The sequence below is a fragment of the Streptomyces sp. NPDC102406 genome (genome assembly GCF_044765725.1).
Taxonomy (GTDB): domain Bacteria; phylum Actinomycetota; class Actinomycetes; order Streptomycetales; family Streptomycetaceae; genus Streptomyces.
Map to the genome: position 1 here is coordinate 789,714 of NZ_JBIWKP010000001.1, position 17,566 is coordinate 807,279.

The 17,566-nt window shown below is 70.1% G+C and carries 18 protein-coding genes; 9 read left to right on the forward strand and 9 right to left on the reverse strand.

The window, feature by feature from the left end:
• Window positions 1–122: 122 nt before the first annotated feature.
• Genes rbsD through ACIRF8_RS03770 form a run of 5 tightly spaced genes read right to left on the reverse strand, consistent with a single transcriptional unit; the run spans window position 123 to window position 5,993 of the window.
• Window positions 123–512: a D-ribose pyranase gene (gene rbsD, locus ACIRF8_RS03750; protein WP_404210475.1), complete on the reverse strand. Its 390-nt coding sequence runs from the start codon at window positions 510–512 to the stop codon at window positions 123–125.
• Window positions 509–1,417 carry a ribokinase gene (locus tag ACIRF8_RS03755; protein WP_404210477.1) on the reverse strand — a complete coding sequence of 303 codons (909 nt, stop codon included), beginning with the start codon at window positions 1,415–1,417 and terminating at the stop codon, window positions 509–511. Before ACIRF8_RS03755 ends, rbsD begins: the two co-directional genes overlap by 4 nt.
• A 49-nt stretch (window positions 1,418–1,466) precedes the next feature.
• Entirely contained in the window at window positions 1,467–3,425 is a 1,959-nt protein-coding gene (locus ACIRF8_RS03760) for a substrate-binding domain-containing protein (RefSeq protein ID WP_404210479.1), read from the reverse strand.
• Entirely contained in the window at window positions 3,415–4,953 is a 1,539-nt protein-coding gene (locus ACIRF8_RS03765) for a sugar ABC transporter ATP-binding protein (protein ID WP_404210481.1), read from the reverse strand. The genes ACIRF8_RS03760 and ACIRF8_RS03765 overlap by 11 nt, the downstream gene beginning before the upstream one ends.
• Window positions 4,950–5,993 (reverse strand): LacI family DNA-binding transcriptional regulator, encoded by a 1,044-nt coding sequence (locus ACIRF8_RS03770; RefSeq protein ID WP_404210483.1) that lies wholly within the window; start codon window positions 5,991–5,993, stop codon window positions 4,950–4,952. Before ACIRF8_RS03770 ends, ACIRF8_RS03765 begins: the two co-directional genes overlap by 4 nt.
• Before the next feature lie 222 nt (window positions 5,994–6,215).
• Between ACIRF8_RS03770 and ACIRF8_RS03775 the strand changes: the two genes are divergently transcribed.
• A complete protein-coding gene (locus ACIRF8_RS03775; RefSeq protein ID WP_404210485.1) occupies window positions 6,216–6,788 on the forward strand; it encodes a hypothetical protein in 573 nt (190 codons plus the stop codon).
• A 12-nt stretch (window positions 6,789–6,800) separates the two neighbouring features.
• Here the strand turns inward: ACIRF8_RS03775 and ACIRF8_RS03780 are convergent, their stop codons facing one another.
• The 3 genes from ACIRF8_RS03780 to ACIRF8_RS03790 all read right to left on the reverse strand — a co-directional run bounded on the left by ACIRF8_RS03780 (window position 6,801) and on the right by ACIRF8_RS03790 (window position 9,037).
• On the reverse strand, window positions 6,801–7,055 hold the full coding sequence (locus ACIRF8_RS03780) for a DUF4287 domain-containing protein (protein ID WP_404210487.1): 255 nt from the start codon (window positions 7,053–7,055) through the stop codon (window positions 6,801–6,803).
• A gap of 160 nt (window positions 7,056–7,215) precedes the next feature.
• The gene (locus ACIRF8_RS03785) at window positions 7,216–8,565 is read right to left on the reverse strand and encodes a hypothetical protein (protein ID WP_404210489.1); all 1,350 of its coding nucleotides are present in this window, start codon (window positions 8,563–8,565) and stop codon (window positions 7,216–7,218) included.
• A gap of 25 nt (window positions 8,566–8,590) precedes the next feature.
• The gene (locus ACIRF8_RS03790) at window positions 8,591–9,037 is read right to left on the reverse strand and encodes a hypothetical protein (protein ID WP_404210491.1); all 447 of its coding nucleotides are present in this window, start codon (window positions 9,035–9,037) and stop codon (window positions 8,591–8,593) included.
• 76 nt (window positions 9,038–9,113) lie between these two features.
• Between ACIRF8_RS03790 and ACIRF8_RS03795 the strand changes: the two genes are divergently transcribed.
• Genes ACIRF8_RS03795 through tgmC form a run of 6 tightly spaced genes read left to right on the forward strand, consistent with a single transcriptional unit; the run spans window position 9,114 to window position 12,763 of the window.
• A complete protein-coding gene (locus tag ACIRF8_RS03795) occupies window positions 9,114–9,383 on the forward strand; it encodes a hypothetical protein (RefSeq protein WP_404210493.1) in 270 nt (89 codons plus the stop codon).
• A 10-nt stretch (window positions 9,384–9,393) separates the two neighbouring features.
• Window positions 9,394–9,807 carry an ATP-binding protein gene (locus tag ACIRF8_RS03800; RefSeq protein WP_404212265.1) on the forward strand — a complete coding sequence of 138 codons (414 nt, stop codon included), beginning with the start codon at window positions 9,394–9,396 and terminating at the stop codon, window positions 9,805–9,807.
• The gene (locus ACIRF8_RS03805; protein WP_404210497.1) at window positions 9,801–10,337 is read left to right on the forward strand and encodes a hypothetical protein; all 537 of its coding nucleotides are present in this window, start codon (window positions 9,801–9,803) and stop codon (window positions 10,335–10,337) included. The genes ACIRF8_RS03800 and ACIRF8_RS03805 overlap by 7 nt, the downstream gene beginning before the upstream one ends.
• A 53-nt stretch (window positions 10,338–10,390) precedes the next feature.
• Window positions 10,391–10,654 carry a putative ATP-grasp-modified RiPP gene (gene tgmA / locus ACIRF8_RS03810; protein ID WP_404210499.1) on the forward strand — a complete coding sequence of 88 codons (264 nt, stop codon included), beginning with the start codon at window positions 10,391–10,393 and terminating at the stop codon, window positions 10,652–10,654.
• A 1-nt stretch (window position 10,655) separates the two neighbouring features.
• Entirely contained in the window at window positions 10,656–11,618 is a 963-nt protein-coding gene (gene tgmB, locus ACIRF8_RS03815) for an ATP-grasp ribosomal peptide maturase (RefSeq protein WP_404210501.1), read from the forward strand.
• A complete protein-coding gene (gene tgmC, locus ACIRF8_RS03820) occupies window positions 11,615–12,763 on the forward strand; it encodes an ATP-grasp peptide maturase system methyltransferase (protein ID WP_404210503.1) in 1,149 nt (382 codons plus the stop codon). Before tgmB ends, tgmC begins: the two co-directional genes overlap by 4 nt.
• Before the next feature lie 146 nt (window positions 12,764–12,909).
• Here tgmC and ACIRF8_RS03825 read toward each other — a convergent pair whose 3' ends face one another.
• A complete protein-coding gene (locus ACIRF8_RS03825) occupies window positions 12,910–13,725 on the reverse strand; it encodes an aminoglycoside adenylyltransferase domain-containing protein (protein WP_404210505.1) in 816 nt (271 codons plus the stop codon).
• Between the two features lie 53 nt (window positions 13,726–13,778).
• Between ACIRF8_RS03825 and ACIRF8_RS03830 the strand changes: the two genes are divergently transcribed.
• Window positions 13,779–16,028 carry an ATP-dependent RecD-like DNA helicase gene (locus tag ACIRF8_RS03830; RefSeq protein WP_404210507.1) on the forward strand — a complete coding sequence of 750 codons (2,250 nt, stop codon included), beginning with the start codon at window positions 13,779–13,781 and terminating at the stop codon, window positions 16,026–16,028.
• Window positions 16,029–16,244: 216 nt separating this feature from the next.
• On the forward strand, window positions 16,245–17,543 hold the full coding sequence (locus tag ACIRF8_RS03835; protein WP_404210509.1) for a citrate synthase: 1,299 nt from the start codon (window positions 16,245–16,247) through the stop codon (window positions 17,541–17,543).
• Window positions 17,544–17,566 lie beyond the last annotated feature (23 nt).

Below are 17,566 nucleotides of genomic sequence, written 5' to 3' on the forward strand. Positions count from 1 at the left end.
CAGGGCTTTCGGAGGGGGATCTGGGGGGATCAGGAAGCTCTGACGCAGGAGGGGGAAGGCCCGGAGGGGGGCCCGGTCCGGCGGACCGGGCCCCTCGTCGGATGCGGGGGTGGATCGGGGCGTCAGAAGAAGACGCCGCACCGCAGGAGCACGTTGGCGTACGGCCGCGCCTCCCCGGTCCGCACGATCAGCCGCGCGCCGCCCGACAGCTCCTTGAGCTCCTCGTGCGGGACGAAGCCGAGGGACGGCACCCGCTCGCGCAGCAGCCCGGCCGCCGCCGGGTTCGCCGCGCGCACCTCGTGCGCCGCCGTGCCCGCCTCGATCACCAACTCGTCGAGGAGCCCGTCGAGGACATCCGCGAACGACGGCACGCCCGCCCGGAAAGCGAGGTCGACGACGCGCGGCCCGGCCGGGACCGGCATTCCCGCGTCGCACACGAGCACCCCGTCCCCGTGCCCCAACTCGGCTATGGCGCCCGCCAGATGACGGTTGAGAATGCCGGACCTCTTCACAGCGCGGCGACCTCTTCCGCCGTCGGGTACGACATCTGCGCGCCCTCCTTGGTGACGGCGGCGGCACCGACCCGCGCCGCGTAGGCGGCGGCCTCGGCCAGCGACGCGCCGGTGCCGAGGCGCCAGGCGAGCGCGGCGGTGAACGCGTCACCGGCGCCCGTGGTGTCCACGGCCCTCACCTTCACCGACGCCACCCGCGACGTGCCCGACGCGTCGGCGACGAGCGCGCCCTTCGCGCCGAGCGTGATGACGACCGAGCGCGGGCCGAGCGCGAGGAGCGCCCGCGCCCAGTCCTCGGGCTCGCCCTCCGTGTCGGCGCCGAGGACCACGCGGGCCTCGTGCTCGTTCACGATGAGCGGGTCGCACACGGCGAGGACCTCGTCCGGCAGCGGCGCGGGCGGCGACGGGTTGAGGACGAGCCGCGTTTCCTCACCGGAGCCGCTGACACCGCGCGCCACCTCGGCGACCGTCTCCAGCGGGATCTCCAGGAGCGTGGAGACGACCCGGGCGCCGGCGAACAGCTCGCCCGCGGCCCGTACGTCGTCCGGGGTCAGCCGCCCGTTCGCACCCGGCGACACCACGATGCTGTTGTCCCCGGACGGATCGACCGTGATCAGCGCGACGCCGGTGGGCGCCCCGCCGACCAGGACGCCCGACGTGTCCACGCCCGCCGACTCCATCGACTCGCGCAGCAGCGCCCCGTGCCCGTCGTCGCCGACCCGCGCGAGCAGCGCCGTGCGCGCGCCGAGCTTGGCGGCGGCGACGGCCTGGTTGGCGCCCTTGCCGCCCGGGTGGACGACCAGGTCGGAGCCGAGGACGGTCTCCCCGGCGCCGGGGCGGCGGTCGACACCCACCACCAGGTCGGCGTTGGCCGACCCGACGACGAGCAGGTCGTACGTGTTCATGCTGTGCCTTTCTTCGTACGTCACTCGAAGATATGCCGAAGGGGGCGTGTCACTCGAAGTCGCCGACGTTCTTCGCCGTGACGACCTTGACCGGCACCTTCACCGCGCCCGCGATCTTCTTGTCCTGGGCGGCCCGGATCGCGTTCTGCACGGCCATCCTGCCGAGCTCGCGCGGCTGCTGGGCGACGGAGGCGTACAGGGTGCCCGCCTCGACGGCCTTGAAGCCGTCCGGGGTGCCGTCGAAGCCGACCACGGCGACCGACTTGCCGGCCTTGGAGCCGAGCGCCTTGACCGCGCCGAGCGCCATCTCGTCGTTCTCGGCGAAGACACCGTCGATGTCGGGGTGCGACTGGAGCAGGTTCGTCATGACGTCGAGGCCCTTGGTGCGGTCGAAGTCCGCGGGCTGCTTGGCGGCGACCTTGATGCCGGGGAACTCCTTGAGCCCGGCGGCGAAGCCCGCGCCGCGCTCGCGGCTGGCCGACGTACCGGCCTGGCCCTGCAGGATCACGATGGTGCCCTTGCCGCCGAGCTTGTCCGCGAGGGTCCTTGCGGCCTGCTTGCCGCCCGCGACGTTGTCGGAGGCGACGAGCGTCGCCGTCTTCGCCTTGTTCACGCCGCGGTCGGCGGCGACGACCGGGATACCGGCGTCGTTGGCGCCGCGCACGGCCGGGCCCACGGCGTCGGAGTCGACCGGGTTGACGATGACCGCGCCGAGGCCGGTGCTGGTGAAGTTCTGCACCTGGTTGGCCTGCTGCGAGGCGTCGTTCTGCGCGTCGGTGACGGTCAGCTTCACGCCCTGCTTCTTCGCCTCGGCCTGCGCGCCCGCCCGCATCTCGGTGAAGAACGGGTTGTTGAGCGTGGAGACGGCCATGCCCAGCTTGAGATCCTTCTTGGAGTCGGACGACGAGCCGTTGTTCCACAGCGCGAGCCCACCGACGATCGCCGCGGCGACGACGGCCGCGATCAGGTACTGCATCTTCTGCTTGGGGCCCTGAGAGCCGGTCCCCGCGGCCGTGGGCGTGGCCCCCGCCTTGCGGCGCACCGTGTCGAGCAGCACGGCGAGCGCGATGACGACGCCGATGACGACCTGCTGCCAGAACGCGGAGACGGAGAGGAGGTTGAGGCCGTTGCGCAGGACGGCGAGGATCAGCGCGCCGATGAACGTGCCCGACGCCTTGCCCGTACCACCGGCGAGCGAGGCACCGCCGATGACGACGGCGGCGATGGCGTCCAGCTCGTACCCCTGCGCGGCCTGCGGCTGCGCGGAGGCCAGACGCGAGGCGAGGACGATACCGGCGACGGCCGCGAACAGGCCCGACAGGCCGTAGATGACGAGCTTCTGCCGCTTGACGCGAAGCCCGGACAGACGGGCCGCTTCCTCGTTGCCGCCGATGGCGTACATGGAGCGCCCGATGAACGTACGCCCGAGCACGACAGCGGTGATCAGCCCGACGACGACCATCACGATGACCGGCACCGGCAGCCAGCCGCCGAGCGTGTCACCGAGGTGCGAGACCGAGTCGGGGAACGGGATCGGGCTGCCCTGCGAGATGACGAGCGAGAGACCGCGCCCGACCGACAGCATCGCGAGCGTCGCGATGAACGGCGGGAGTTTCCCGTACGAGATGAGGGCGCCGTTGACGAGTCCGCAGGCCACACCGGTGACGACGGCGAGGAGGACCGCGAGGACGACCGGCACGCCCTCGTTCGTGGCGGCCCAGGCGAGGACGGTCGCGGACAGGGCGGCCACCGAGCCGACGGACAGGTCGATGCCCGCCGAGACGATGACGAAGGTGACACCGAACGCGAGGATCGCGGTCACGGCCGCCTGCACGCCGACGTTCAGCAGGTTGGTGGTGGTCAGGAAGTCGCCCGACAGGAGCGACATGGCGATGACGAGGACGACGAGCGCGGTCAGCGCGCCGTTGTCCAGGAGCAGCCGCAGCAGGCTCCCGCCGTTCGTGGTCGCGCTCTTGCCGTTGTTCTTTCCGAGCGTGTCAGTGGTCACGGGAGCCCTCCTCCTCGTACGCGTCGTGGTTCTGGTTGCTGACGGCGAGCGCCATCACGGAGTCCTGGGTGGCGTCCTCGGCGGCGAGTTCACCAGCGATGCGCCCCTGCGCCATCACGAGCACCCGGTCGCTCATGCCGAGCACCTCCGGCAGATCGCTGGAGATCATGAGCACGGCGTGCCCGGCCGCGGTCAGCTCGTTGATGAGCTGGTAGATCTCGACCTTGGCGCCGACGTCGATGCCGCGCGTCGGCTCGTCGAGGATCAGCACCTTGATGTCGGCGAGCAGCCACTTGCCGATGACGACCTTCTGCTGGTTCCCGCCGGACAGGGTGCGCACGTGCTGGCCGAGCCCGGCCATGCGCACACCCAGTTGCCCGGCGATCCGCTCGGCGGCGGCATGCTGCCCCTTGAGGTCGACGAACCCGGCGCGGGTGGCGGTCCGCAAGGTCACGAGCCCCAGGTTCTCCTCGACCGACTGGTCCAGGACGAGCCCCTGCCCCTTGCGGTCCTCGGGCACGAGCCCGATCCCGGCGGCCATCGCGGCGTTCACGTCGTGCCGGGGGAGCCGGGCCCCGCCGACCTCGACCCGGCCCGCGTCGTACGGATCGGCCCCGAACACGGCACGCACGACCTCCGTACGACCCGCGCCCACGAGCCCCGCGATGCCGACGACCTCACCGGCCCGCACCTCGAAGCTCACGTCGTGGAAGACGCCGTCGCGGCTCAGCCCCTCCACCTTCAGCAACGCGCCGCCGGTGTCGGCCCTCTCCCGCGGGTACTGCTGCTCGATGGAGCGCCCCACCATGAGGCGTACGAGTTCGTCCTCGGGGGTCGAGGCGGGCACCTGGCCCACACTGCGGCCGTCGCGGATGACGGTGACCCGGTCGCCGAGCGCGGCGATCTCCTCCAGGTGGTGGGTGATGAAGACGATGCCGACACCGTCGGCGCGCAGCGCGCGCACGATCGCGAAGAGCTTCTCCACCTCCTCCGAGGTGAGCACGGCGGTCGGCTCGTCCATGATCAGCACGCGGGCGTCCAGGCTGAGCGCCTTCGCGATCTCCACCATCTGGAGCCGGGCGATGCCGAGTTCACGTACACGCGCGCGTGGCGAGACATGCACGCCCACGCGCGCGAGGAGCGCTTCGGCGTCGGCCTCCATCTTCTTGCGGTCGATGAGACCGAAGCGGCGCGGCTGGCGCCCCAGGAAGATGTTCTCGGCCACGGTCAGATCGGGGACCAGGTTGAACTCCTGGTAGATCGTGGCGATCCCGAGTCGTTCGGCGTCCTGCGCGCCATGGATGCGGACCTGCTCGCCGCCGACGGTGATACGGCCCTCGTCGGGCGTGTAGGCGCCGGAGAGCATCTTGATCAGCGTGCTCTTCCCGGCCCCGTTCTCACCGAGCAGGACGTGCACCTCGCCCCCGCGCAGATCGAAGTCGACGCTGTCGAGCGCGATCACGCCGGGGAAGGTCTTCCGTATCCCTTCGATACGCAGCAACTCGTCCGGGTCGCGCGGCTGTTTCACCGGGCTCTCCTCTCCGTTGAGGCAGTCGGTTCTGGCTTCTTCGAGGCACGCGGCTCACCGCACGAGTGCCGTACGACGAGGTGGGCGGGGAGTGTCACGGACGCGGGCGGGCGGCCCTCGATGCGGTCCACCAGGGCGCGGACAGCGGCCCGCCCCAGCTCCTTCGTCGGCTGGGCGATCGCCGTGACGGGCGGATCGGTGTGCACGAACCAGGGGATGTCGTCGAACGCGGCGAGCGCGATGTCGTCCGGGACGCGCAGCCCGCGCGCGCGGATCGCGTCCAGCGCGCCGAGCGCCATCAGGTTGTCGGCCGCGAAGACGACCTCGGGCGGCTCGGGCAGGTCGAGGAACCCCTCCGTGACGCGGCGCCCGCTGGCCGCCTGGAAGTCGCCCTGCCCGATGTAGGCGTCCGGCAGCTCGACCGCGTACGAGGCGAGCGCGTCCCGGAACGCCGCGACGCGCTCGCTGCCCGTCGTGGTCGCCGCCGGGCCCGCGATGATGGCGAGCCTGCGGTGGCCGAGCCGGTGCAGATGCGCGACGAGATCACGGATGGCGTCCCGGCCGTCGGAGCGCACGACCGGCACGTCGACGCCCGGGATCCACCGGTCGACGAAGACCATCGGCGTGCCGCCCCTGGCCGCGTCCAGCATCAACGGCGAGCCGCCGTCGGTGGGGGAGACGAGGAGCCCGTCGATCCGCCGGTCGAGCAGGGTCCGTACGTGGTGGTCCTGGAGGTCGGGCCGCTCGTCGGCGTTGCCGATGACCACGCTGTAGCCGAGCGCGCGGGCCTCTTCCTCGACCGAGCGGGCCAGCTCGGTGAAGTACGGGTTCAGTACGTCGCTGATGACCAGGCCGAGCGTGCGGGTCTGGTCGGTGCGCAGGGAGCGGGCGACGGCGTTGGGCCGGTAGCCGAGCGACTCCACGGCGGCCATCACCCGGGCCCTGGCGTCGGGGCTGACGGACGGATGACTGTTGAGAACGCGGGAGACCGTGGCGACGGAGACCCCGGCCGCGGCCGCGACGTCTTTGATGCTCGCCATTCGCGCCGGCCACCTCCTTGTGGCTGCATGGAATCGATTACATCGACTTACACCGAGGATTGGAATCGATTACACGGGCGAATGGCAAGAGGGATTCCGGTTGTCGTGACCGGATCGTGATAGGGCGAAGGTGAGGGCGGCAGGGTTGTCGGTGGCGCGTGCGATGGTGGAGGACGTACCGCGTACCCCACCGCGAGACGGCGACGATCGGAGACCAGGACCGTGAACCACGCGCAGCTCACCGCACTCGGCCGCGCCCTGCGCCTGCTCGGCGAGCACGGCGACGCCCTCACCGGGGACACCGCCGAAGCCAAGCTGCACGAGGTGCGCGGTGACGTGAAGAGAGCCCTGGAGCTGTTGGACGACACGGTCACCGGCTCGGCGCCCACCACCCGCTGCCCCGAGCACCCGCAGGGCGCGGTCGACAAGTCGGCGCCCGACCTGTGCCTGCTCTGCGAGACCCGCCGCCGCCAGGCGCGCCGCTCGGAGTACGCGGGAGGCCCCGCCCGCCCGCGCGCCGAGGAGCAGCCCGTGCTCTCGCGCTACGGCACGCGCGAGGACCGCCCCCAGCCCCAGCAGCGCTGGATCCCCGAGATGTGGAACGGGCAGGTGTGGCAGCTCTGCGGCACCCCGCGCCACGACCGGCGCGAGGCCGACCTCTACCTGGCGGCGCAGCGCAGGCGCCCGGACGCGGCGATGGCGTACCGCCTGGTGCACGAGTTCACGGACTACGAGGTCGTGCGGGTGTGGGGCACACCGGTCAAGGTCGACGTGAAGCCGATGGGCGGGATCTGACCGGCCCGCGTTCTACTGGTCCCGCCCCTCGGCGAGGTTGTCCCGCCCCTCAGCGAGGTTGCCTCGCTCCTCCGCGAGCGTGTACGCGACCAGGGCGTTGGCATGTCCGTGCCCGAGCCCGTGCTCGGCCTTGAGCCAGCTCACCAGCTCCATGTGCTTGGTCAGCGGGGAGGACCGGATGAGCTCCTGCCAGTGGGAGACGGGCTGCCCGTACTTCTTCTCGATGGACGGGAAGTAGCTGGCGGGGCCCTTGGTGGCGGCGGTCATGGCAGGCTCCTGTCGGCCGGGGCGCGAATGGTGTCACCGGGTATGACGTGGGGGCGGCGTGGAACTCATCGGGGCGGTGCTGTGATCCACGCCACGTGCCGAATCTGGGCGGTCGTCGGCCCGTGTTCGGGTCTGGGGTGGTCGTCGGACGAAGCGGCGATCAGGCGCCGAGCGCGTCGATCATGTGGTCGTCGAGGTCGGCCACGAAGTCTTCCTGTCGCCACTGACGTAGGTCCCGGCGAGCCCGACGTAGGCGAATCACTGCTACGCGGCCACCCGTCGAGGTGGCTGCGTCGACGCAACCGTGCAACAGGTCCGCGGCCGACCGCGGGTCGTCGAGGCGAATGCGCGCGAGCGCCTGGTCCGTCGACACGATCGCCCGCTGCACTCGTTCGCGCGGGGCGACAAGCGAGGCCGCCGATCGAGCGAAGTAGTCGTGCGCCTCGCCCGGGTCACCGATGTAAAGCGAAGTGACCCCCTCGAACCCCCGAAGGTGGGCAGGCGAGAACGAACTCGTCGCCGGATCACCGTCGCGGTCGCTGTCCATGTCGTACCAAGCAAGGGCGAGCGCAGCCTGCGCTTGCCGTGAAAACTCGACACCCCCTCGGGCCGTGATCTCCGCCTGCAAGGCGTGTGCGCGGGATCGGATCGTGACACTCTCGCCGGCTCGGGCATCGCGTACCGCAGCGTCGACGAGAGCTCGCGCCGGTTCGAGGCCCGGCGTCGAGTACAGCGTGACGAGCGCATGACTCATATGAACCATGGCGCGACGCCATGGGGCGCCGGTGCCACTTGCCGCATCGGTCGCCGCGGCGTAAAGCGCCTTTGATGCTTCGTCGTCGCGCGTTTCGAAGGCGAACCGGCCGGCGAGCGTGTACGCCTGTGCGGCTAGCGCGTGAAGATCGGCGGCGAAGGCGCCGGGGACCTCCGCTCCGAGTAGGCGCCGACATGACTCGACCACGGGGGAGAGGAGGAGTTGCAGCCGCACGAAGGGGACGCTGCCGACCTGCCCGTTCACGTCGCCGATGACCCCGTGCATGGCGGCAAGAAGTTCCGCGTCGAGGCGGGTCGGGTCGGCGAGAGCTGCCGAGAGCGCGGTCCGCGTCGAAGGGCCGAGCAGCGCGAGCAGCCCACCCCCCGCATCTGTCGTGGTACGCACGACGAGCGTTCGTAGCTCACCGAGCCGACGCTCGCTCTCTCCCAACTGCCTGAGTGCGTTGAGGAGTTCGGCGAAGTCGCTGCCGGTACCGAGGGCGGGCTGCCCCGCGACGTCTCGGGCATAAAGGTGCGCGAGCAGCAGTTGATACCGCTCACCCGGCAGGATGGGCGCTTTACCGCTCTCCCAACGGGCGACGGACCGCTGCACGCTCGCGACGGTGGAGTCGAGGGGCTGCCCGAGCCGGGCAGCCGCGTCGATGACAGCGCGCGCGGTCTCCGCGAGGGACCAACCGCGAGCGAGCCGTAACCGTTTGAGCGTGGCGGCGCCGACCTGTCTGTCATGCGCGCTCATGCGCTCATGATGCCCGCAGCCCTCGTCAGATGGGCACGATCAGCCGAGGTTTCCCTCTCTGTGCGCCGTAGTTGATGGCCTGCCAGGTCCCCGAGGTGCCTTCCGGCCCTTCGGCCGGAAACCCGATCACCATGTCTGAGTGATCCACCATCCACCGATTGCGCGCGTGATAGGCCGGTGTGCGCAGCTCGTCGGCGCCGAGCTCGACGACGTTCGCGATGCGGTCGCGGCACCGGTTGATCGCATGCCGCGCGTCGGCCGGTTGCTGCTCCACAGTCCCCGGGGCGACGATCGTGATGCGCGACTGCGAGTTCCTGGCCAACCACAGCAGAGACAGACTGTCGATCCCGACCGCGCCACCGATGTAGAACTGCGCCTCGTCGTCGGCGAACGGGCCAAGGTACGAGGTGAACACGTCGGCGAACCAGGTGGGTTCACGATGACCGGCCGACCGTGTTCCGGTGATCGTCACAGCACGAGGCATTGATCGACTCCGTGTCATGGGTTGTCAGATCCCTTGCCGCAGGTGCCTGCGGTGAGATTGGGGCATGGACGCGAACACGTCGGCCATTCTGGCCGAGTCGCTCAGAGCTCAGGGACTGAACATCACAAGCGGACGCAATAGAACGCTTACTGTGACGAAACCCCTCAACACGACTCTTGTCAAAGCGGTCGGAGACGACGACGGGCGCTACGTCACGGAGTGGGACCACGAGCTTGGCACCGCGGGCGACGAGGCTGGAACGGCCCGGCGGCTCGCGTACCTGCTGGGTATCCCGAACGGTGACCGCACAGGCGGCGCCGACCCGTGCACATAAGGCGGCCGCCGTGCAGCAAGTCCTCGAACGTGCATTTTCGACACATCCCGCATCGGTCGGTCGAGCCCGAACGTTCGTCGCCGACGCTCTGAGCGAGTGGCGCCTCGGCGAGCGTGCCGACGCATTCCGCTTGTGCGTCTCGGAACTGGCGACGAACGCCATCGCCCATGGAACCCCCGTCGTAAACGACTTCCTCGTACGCGTCGCTCTCGCCGACGCTCGCCTGCGCATCGAGGTCAGCGACGAGGGCGACGGCGTCCCCGAGCTGCGCCACAGCGACGAGGACGAGCTCGGCGGGCGGGGCCTCTTTCTCGTCGCCGCGTTCGCCGACGACTGGGGCGTCGCGACGGAGAAGACCGGCAAGACCGTCTGGGCCGAGTTCAGGATTCCCCATGCCGCACGCCCGGAGGTGATCACGTGGTGACACCCGCACGTACGCCAGTACCCACGATCTCACCGGCGTTGCTCGCCTCGCCCGGCGCATGGACATGGGTGGGCGCCGACCGCGCCGGTCAACCACTCGGGATCGTGCTGCTCGCCCACCCGCCCGCCCCGCGGCGGAGCGAGACCCCCGAGTCGATCGAGCACGACATGCGCCAACTCGCTGACGCGCTTGCCCTTGTCGAAGCCGACAAACCCTTGACCGACACGGGGCCGCGCGTCACCAGACACCCCGGCACCCGCTTGCTCATTCACCCAGCCGGATCGCCGTACGGCATCGAGATTCCGGCGCACCCTCGGCTCGTCCGGCTGCTGAGGAACCGCAACGAACTCGCGGTCGTCCTCGGGCTCGACCCCCTTGTGCGCGGCGCCTCGCAGGCTGCCGCCGACCAGTACATCGACACCGGGCTGCCCGGCGGCCGACTCAGGTTCGGCAGGGCGCGCACGGCGCCCTCACCCCGGGCGATCCGCACGATCGTCCCCCTTGACCCCCGCCCCTCACCGAACGAGTGAGCCGGTCGGGCAACCGCAAGTCCGTGTCTTCACACCACAGAAGGAGCGCCCACGTGAGCCAGACGAAGGCACCTTGGGGCATGTCACGTCTTGCCCCTTACCGCAACCCGATCGACGTGCCGTACGCCCTACTGACACTCGACCCCGAGAGCCAGACAACCACCTACCGCGACTCGCACGGGCAGCCGCTCGCAAGCCCCACGATGGGCAACATCACGGCGACGTCGCAGTCGACGCAGACCGGCGCCGACGGGGGCGGCAGCAAGCCTCCGGCGCCCGCCGATTCGGACTCGATCCCCGACGAGCAGTCGGACTGACATGCACGAGCCGCCCATTGTCGCCGTGACCTTCCTCGGGGACACCACAGCGGATCTGGTGCTCGCCGAGCTGCATGGCCGGGGCGTCCCGGTCGTGCGGCTCGACCCGGGCATCGACTTCCCCGCCGACGCCCGCATGAGCGCACACCTGACGGCCCGCGGACTCTCCGGAACGATCCACACCCCGACGCGACAGATCGAGCTCGACGCCGTCCGCTCGGTCTACTGGCGTCGTCCCACCCCCTACGGGGGCACCGGTCCCGGTGTCACCGTGGAGGAGCAGTTCACCAACTCCCAGTCACGCGCCGGGTACGCCGGAGTGCTCGCCCACCTCCCCGGTGCTCTCTACGTCAATCACCCATGGCGCAATCGCGACGCCGAGTACAAGAACGCTCAGCTCGCTGCCGCCTCGTGTGTGGACATGTACGTGCCCGAGAGCCTGATCACGACCGACCCGGACGACGCCCGCCGGTTCATCGAGGAACACGGCCCGGCGGTCTACAAGCCCCTTCGCCTCGTTCACCTTCCCGGCGACGACGGCAAGGGGCGCACCGTATGGGTGCATGTCGTCGACGCGGACGAGGTCGACGAGCGCGTCAGCCTGTGCCCCCACTTCTTTCAGTCCTGCGTCGACAAGGTCGCCGACATTCGTCTCGCCGCCGTCGGCGACGAGTTGTTCGCGACCCGCATCGACATCGACGGCGATCACCTGGACTGGCGCGAGGACTACCACCGCCTCTCGTACACCCCGGTGCCGGTCCCGGCCACCGTACGAACTGCCGTCCGCGCGTTCCTCGACGCTTTCGGGCTCACCTTCGGTGCTTTCGACTTCGCCCTCGACGCCGACGGCCGATGGTGGTTCCTGGAATGCAACCCCAACGGGCAATGGGCGTTCGTGGACGACCCCACCCGCCGAGCCATCACGGAAGCACTCGCAGACACCTTGCAGAAAGGCCGCACATGACTACCGCTGAGGCCCTGCGGCGCCGGCTCGCCGCCACCCTCGCCGAGGGTGACTGGCTGCACGACGACACGTGGCGAGCCGCGGTCGAGACCGAGCCCCGCGAACTCTTCCTCGGCCCCGCCATCCTCAAGCAGACAGGGCTACCGGCGTCGACCGCGTGGACAGCGCTGCGCCGGACCAGCGTCCCCGCCGAGGAATGGCTCGCCCTCACGTACAGCAACGAGACATGGGTGACACAGATCGACGGCGTACTCGCCGAGGACGCCACCGGCCCCGTGGAAGGTAGTCCGACGTCGTCGTCGACGCTGCCGGGCCTCGTCGTGCAGATGATCGAGCGCGCAGGCACCAAGCCCGGCGACAGTGTCCTTGAGATCGGCACCGGCACCGGCTACTCGACGGCGCTGCTCTGCAACGTGCTCGGCGAGCGGAACGTGACGTCGGTCGAGGTCGACCAAAACGCGGCCGAGCGCGCCCGCAGAGCCCTCGACGCTGCCGGGCACAGTCCCACGCTGATCACGGGCGACGGGTTGCTCGGCGCGCCCGAAGGCGCACCGTACGACCGGCTGATCGCCACATGCTCGGTGCGGTTCGTTCCGTACACATGGCTGCGTCAGATCAAACCGGGTGGCACGATCCTCGTCACGCTCGCAGGTTGGTCGTCCGGTCACGGCCTCGTGCGTTTGACAGTCGACGACGAGGGCGGGGCGAACGGCCGGTTCCTCCCCGGCTACACCTCGTTCATGATTGCCCGGCCGCACGACCACCCGCCGCGCGGCCGACTTGAGTTCCTGCCCGGCGAACAGCGCCGCAGCCGCATCGACCCCACACTGCTCGACAACTGGACGGGCCGGTTCGTCGGACAGCTCGCCGCGCCCTCGGCCGAGCGGTTCGGAACCGGCGCCGAACAGATCCTGCTCGACGTCGCCACGGGCTCACAGGCACGGACCCGCACGGCAGAGCGCGGGGGGTGGATCGTCGAGCAGCGTGGGCCGCTCAAGCTGTGGGACGCGGTCGAGGATTCGGTCGAGGTCTGGACAGCCGCTGGCTCTCCGCACGTCGAGGCTTTCGGACTCACGATCACTGGCGGTGGACAACGCGTGTGGCTGGGCACTCCCGACGGCCCGAGCTGGCGCCTGCCCGTGTGAGATCCCACCTCAGTACGTCCATGCTCGATGCACATATGTTCGGTGGGGGAGCCCATAGGGCAATGCCGAGCACCCGCTGGGCCCCGGCGGTGGTGGTGCGGAGCCGTACAAGGGGGATCGGCCCGCCCCCCCGATGGCCGCCGACCTCAGTAACCCCCGTGCCCAGCCGGCCCCCTCTGCACCGCACCCGCCGTCGCCGCCACCAGGTCCAGCAACTCGTCCCGGAGCAGCGCCAGTTCGGGTGGCAGCGGCGTCTCGTCCCGGACCGCCTGTGTCCGGCGCCACGCGAGCGCCGCCTCCAGGAGGGGGGCCAGGTGGGGCCAGCGTTCGGCCGTCCACCGCGCCGCCTCCGCCTTGTCCGCCAGTTCGCCCGTGGTCAGGGCGCGCAGGGCCCGGCACGCGGTCAGCACCACATACGCGTGCCCGCCCCGGTGCCGTACCTCCGGCGCCGCGTCCCGCAGCCCCGCGACGGAGTCGATCAGCGCCGTCCGCAGCTCCTGCGGCTCCGCCCCGGCCAGCGCCTCGCGCGTCGTGCGGCCGGCCAGCGTCAGGCCCGTCTCGCGGACGAGGGCCCTGGTCAGCGCCCAGCGGGGCAGCACGCGCGCGGTGTGCGGCGGTTCGCCGGGGGAGACGGTGAGCAGCGGTTCCAGCAGGCTCCCGGCGAGCGCGGCGGCGGGCGCGAAGGTCAGGTCGAGCCGGTCGCGGAACCCCGGGTGCGCCCGCAGGACCCGGGCCTCGACGGACCCCAACTCCTCTGTCCCGAGGCCGAGTTCGCCCTCGACGCCCACCAGCACGTCGACATCGCTGACCCCGCGCTCGAAGGATCCCGTCACCGCCGACCCGTACAGCCAGATGCCCACCAGCCGCTCGCAGACCACAGGTGCCACGGCCGTCAGCAGATCGGGCAGCAACCGCCGCACACTCACCGGGACCCCGGCCGCCGCCCCGCTCGTAGCGCTCATCCGAAAACCCTAGAGGGTGCCGCGTTGTCAGACCGCACCGCTACCGTCGGATCATGGCGAAGGAGCAGGCGACGGCCGCGCGGCCGATGGCGGTGCTGGAGGGGGTCCTCGAGCGGATCACGTACGCCAACGAGGACACGGGATACACCGTCGCCCGCGTCGACACCGGCAGAGGTGGCGGCGACCTGCTGACCGTCGTCGGGTCGCTGCTCGGCGCGCAGGCGGGGGAGTCGCTGCGGATGGAGGGCCGCTGGGGCTCGCACCCCCAGTACGGCAAGCAGTTCACCGTGGAGAACTACACGACGGTGCTGCCCGCCACCATCCAGGGCATCCGCAGATATCTCGGATCGGGCCTGGTCAAGGGCATCGGCCCGGTCTTCGCCGACCGCATCACCCAGCACTTCGGCCTGGACACCCTCGACATCATCGAGCAGGAGCCCAAGCGCCTGATCGAGGTGCCGGGGCTCGGCCCCAAGCGCACCAAGAAGATCGCGGACGCGTGGGAGGAGCAGAAGGCGATCAAGGAGGTGATGCTCTTCCTGCAGAGTGTCGGCGTCTCCACCTCCATCGCCGTGCGCATCTACAAGAAGTACGGCGACGCGTCGATCGGCGTCGTGAAGAACCAGCCGTACCGGCTCGCCTCCGACGTGTGGGGCATCGGCTTCCTCACCGCCGACCGCATCGCCCAGTCCGTCGGCATCCCGCACGACAGCCCCGAGCGCGTCAAGGCCGGTCTCCAGTACGCCCTTTCGCAATCCGCCGACCAGGGGCACTGCTTCCTGCCCGAGGAGCGGCTGATCTCGGACGCGGTCAAGCTGCTCCAGGTCGACACCGGGCTCGTCATCGAGTGCCTGGCCGAGCTCGCGCTGCCGGACGAGGACTCCGGCGAACCCGGTGTCGTACGGGAACAGGTGCCCGGTGAGCACGGCGAGCCGGTGACCGCCATCTACCTCGTCCCCTTCCACCGCGCCGAACTCTCCCTCTCCGCCCAGCTCGCCCGTCTCCTGCGCACGGACCAGGACCGGCTGCCCGCCTTCCAGGACGTGGCCTGGGACAAGGCGTTGACCTGGCTCGCGGGGCGGACGGGGGCCGCGCTGGCGCCCGAGCAGGAGGAGGCCGTCCGCCTCGCGCTGACCCAGAAGGTCGCGGTCCTCACCGGCGGCCCCGGCTGCGGCAAGTCGTTCACCGTGCGCTCGATCGTCGAGCTGGCCCGCGCCAAGAAGGCCAAGGTGGTGCTCGCCGCGCCGACAGGGCGTGCCGCCAAGCGGCTCGCCGAGCTGACCGGCGCGGACGCCTCCACCGTCCACCGGCTCCTGGAGCTGAAGCCCGGCGGCGACGCCGCGTACGACAAGGACCGGCCGCTCGACGCCGATCTCGTGGTGGTCGACGAGGCGTCCATGCTCGACCTGCTCCTCGCCAACAAACTGGTGAAGGCCGTGCCGCCCGGCGCGCATCTGCTGTTCGTCGGGGACGTCGACCAGTTGCCGAGCGTCGGCGCGGGCGAGGTGCTGCGCGACATGCTGTCCGAGGGCAGCCCCGTCCCGGCCGTGCGCCTCACCCGGATCTTCCGCCAGGCCCAGGAGTCCGGCGTCGTCACCAACGCCCACCGCATCAACTCCGGTACGCCCCCGCTCACCCAGGGCCTCAAGGACTTCTTCCTCTTCGTGGAGGAGGACACCGAGGAGGCCGGGCGGCTGACGGTCGACGTGGCGGCGCGGCGCGTCCCCGCCAGGTTCGGCCTCGACCCGCGCCGCGACGTGCAGGTGCTCGCGCCGATGCACCGCGGCCCGGCCGGCGCGGGCACGCTCAACGGCCTGCTCCAGCAGGCCATCACCCCCGGCCGCCCCGAGCTGCCCGAGAAGCGGTTCGGCGGCCGGGTGTTCCGCGTCGGCGACAAGGTCACCCAGATCCGCAACAACTACGAGAAGGGCGCCAACGGCGTCTTCAACGGCACGGTCGGCGTCGTCACCTCCCTCGACGCCGACGAGCAGAAGCTGACGGTGCTGACGGACGAGGACGAGGAGGTCCCGTACGACTTCGACGAACTGGACGAGCTGACGCACGCCTACGCCGTCACGATCCACCGCTCGCAGGGCAGCGAGTACCCGTGCGTCGTGATCCCGGTCACCACCGGAGCCTGGATGATGCTCCAGCGGAATCTTCTCTACACGGCGGTGACCCGTGCGAAGAAGCTGGTGGTCCTGGTCGGTTCGCGGAAGGCTCTAGGGCAGGCGGTGCGCACTGTTTCCGCGGGAAGACGCTGTACGGCGCTGGATTTCCGGCTGTCCGCCGGGGCTCGTTGACGGCTCACACCCCTTTTGATCGATCAAACGAGTCGCAAAGGTCACACAGGACTTCCGGAACCAGGGCGAAGGGGGCAGGATGAGCAGGTTGGCGGCACTGAGTGCCGCCAATAGGCCCAATGGTCGACCCCGAGTGCACTCTGCTGGGCCAAGTGGGGGATGGTAGAGACAGTCAGGGCACCTCGAAGAAGAGGCACTACGTCGGTGAGGGATGACGTGAGCGAGCACACAAACGACGCTGTAGTACTGCGGTACGGCGATGGCGAGTACACCTACCCGGTGATCGACAGCACCGTGGGCGACAAGGGCTTCGACATCGGGAAGCTCCGGGCCCAGACCGGACTGGTCACCCTCGACAGCGGATACGGCAACACCGCCGCCTATAAATCCGCGATCACCTACCTGGACGGCGAGCAGGGCATCCTGCGGTACCGCGGTTACCCGATCGAGCAGTTGGCCGAGCGTTCCACCTTCACCGAGGTGGCCTACCTGCTGATCAACGGTGAGCTCCCCACCGTCGACGAGCTCTCCACCTTCAAGAACGAGATCACGCAGCACACCCTGTTGCACGAGGACGTCAAGCGGTTCTACGACGGGTTCCCGCGCGACGCCCACCCGATGGCCATGCTGTCCTCGGTCGTCTCCGCGCTGTCCACCTTCTACCAGGACAGCCACAACCCCTTCGACGAGAAGCAGCGTCACCTCTCGACGATCCGCCTTCTCGCCAAGCTTCCGACGATCGCGGCGTACGCGTACAAGAAGTCGGTCGGCCACCCGGTGGTCTACCCGCGCAACGACCTCGGCTACGTCGAGAACTTCCTGCGCATGACGTTCTCCGTGCCGGCCGCCGAGTACGACCTGGACCCGACGGTCGTCTCCGCGCTGGACAAGCTGCTCATCCTGCACGCGGACCACGAGCAGAACTGTTCGACGTCCACCGTGCGTCTGGTCGGCTCCTCGCAGGCCAACATGTTCGCGTCGATCTCCGCGGGCATCTCGGCGCTGTGGGGCCCGCTGCACGGCGGCGCCAACCAGTCGGTCCTGGAGATGCTCGAAGGCATCCAGGCCTCCGGCGGCGACGTCGACACCTTCATCCGCAAGGTGAAGAACAAGGAAGACGGCGTGAAGCTCATGGGCTTCGGGCACCGCGTCTACAAGAACTTCGACCCCCGGGCGAAGATCATCAAGGCGGCGGCGCACGACGTCCTCTCGGCGCTCGGCAAGAGCGACGAGCTGCTCGACATCGCGCTGAAGCTGGAGGAGCACGCGCTGGCCGACGACTACTTCGTCGAGCGCAAGCTCTACCCGAACGTCGACTTCTACACCGGCCTGATCTACCGGGCCATGGGCTTCCCGACCGAGATGTTCACCGTGCTCTTCGCGCTCGGCCGTCTCCCGGGCTGGATCGCCCAGTGGCACGAGATGATCAAGGAGCCCGGTTCGCGCATCGGCCGTCCGCGCCAGATCTACACCGGCGTCGTCGAGCGGGACTTCGTCCCGGTCGAGGAGCGCTGAGCGCCCGCCCGTCCTGAGTGACG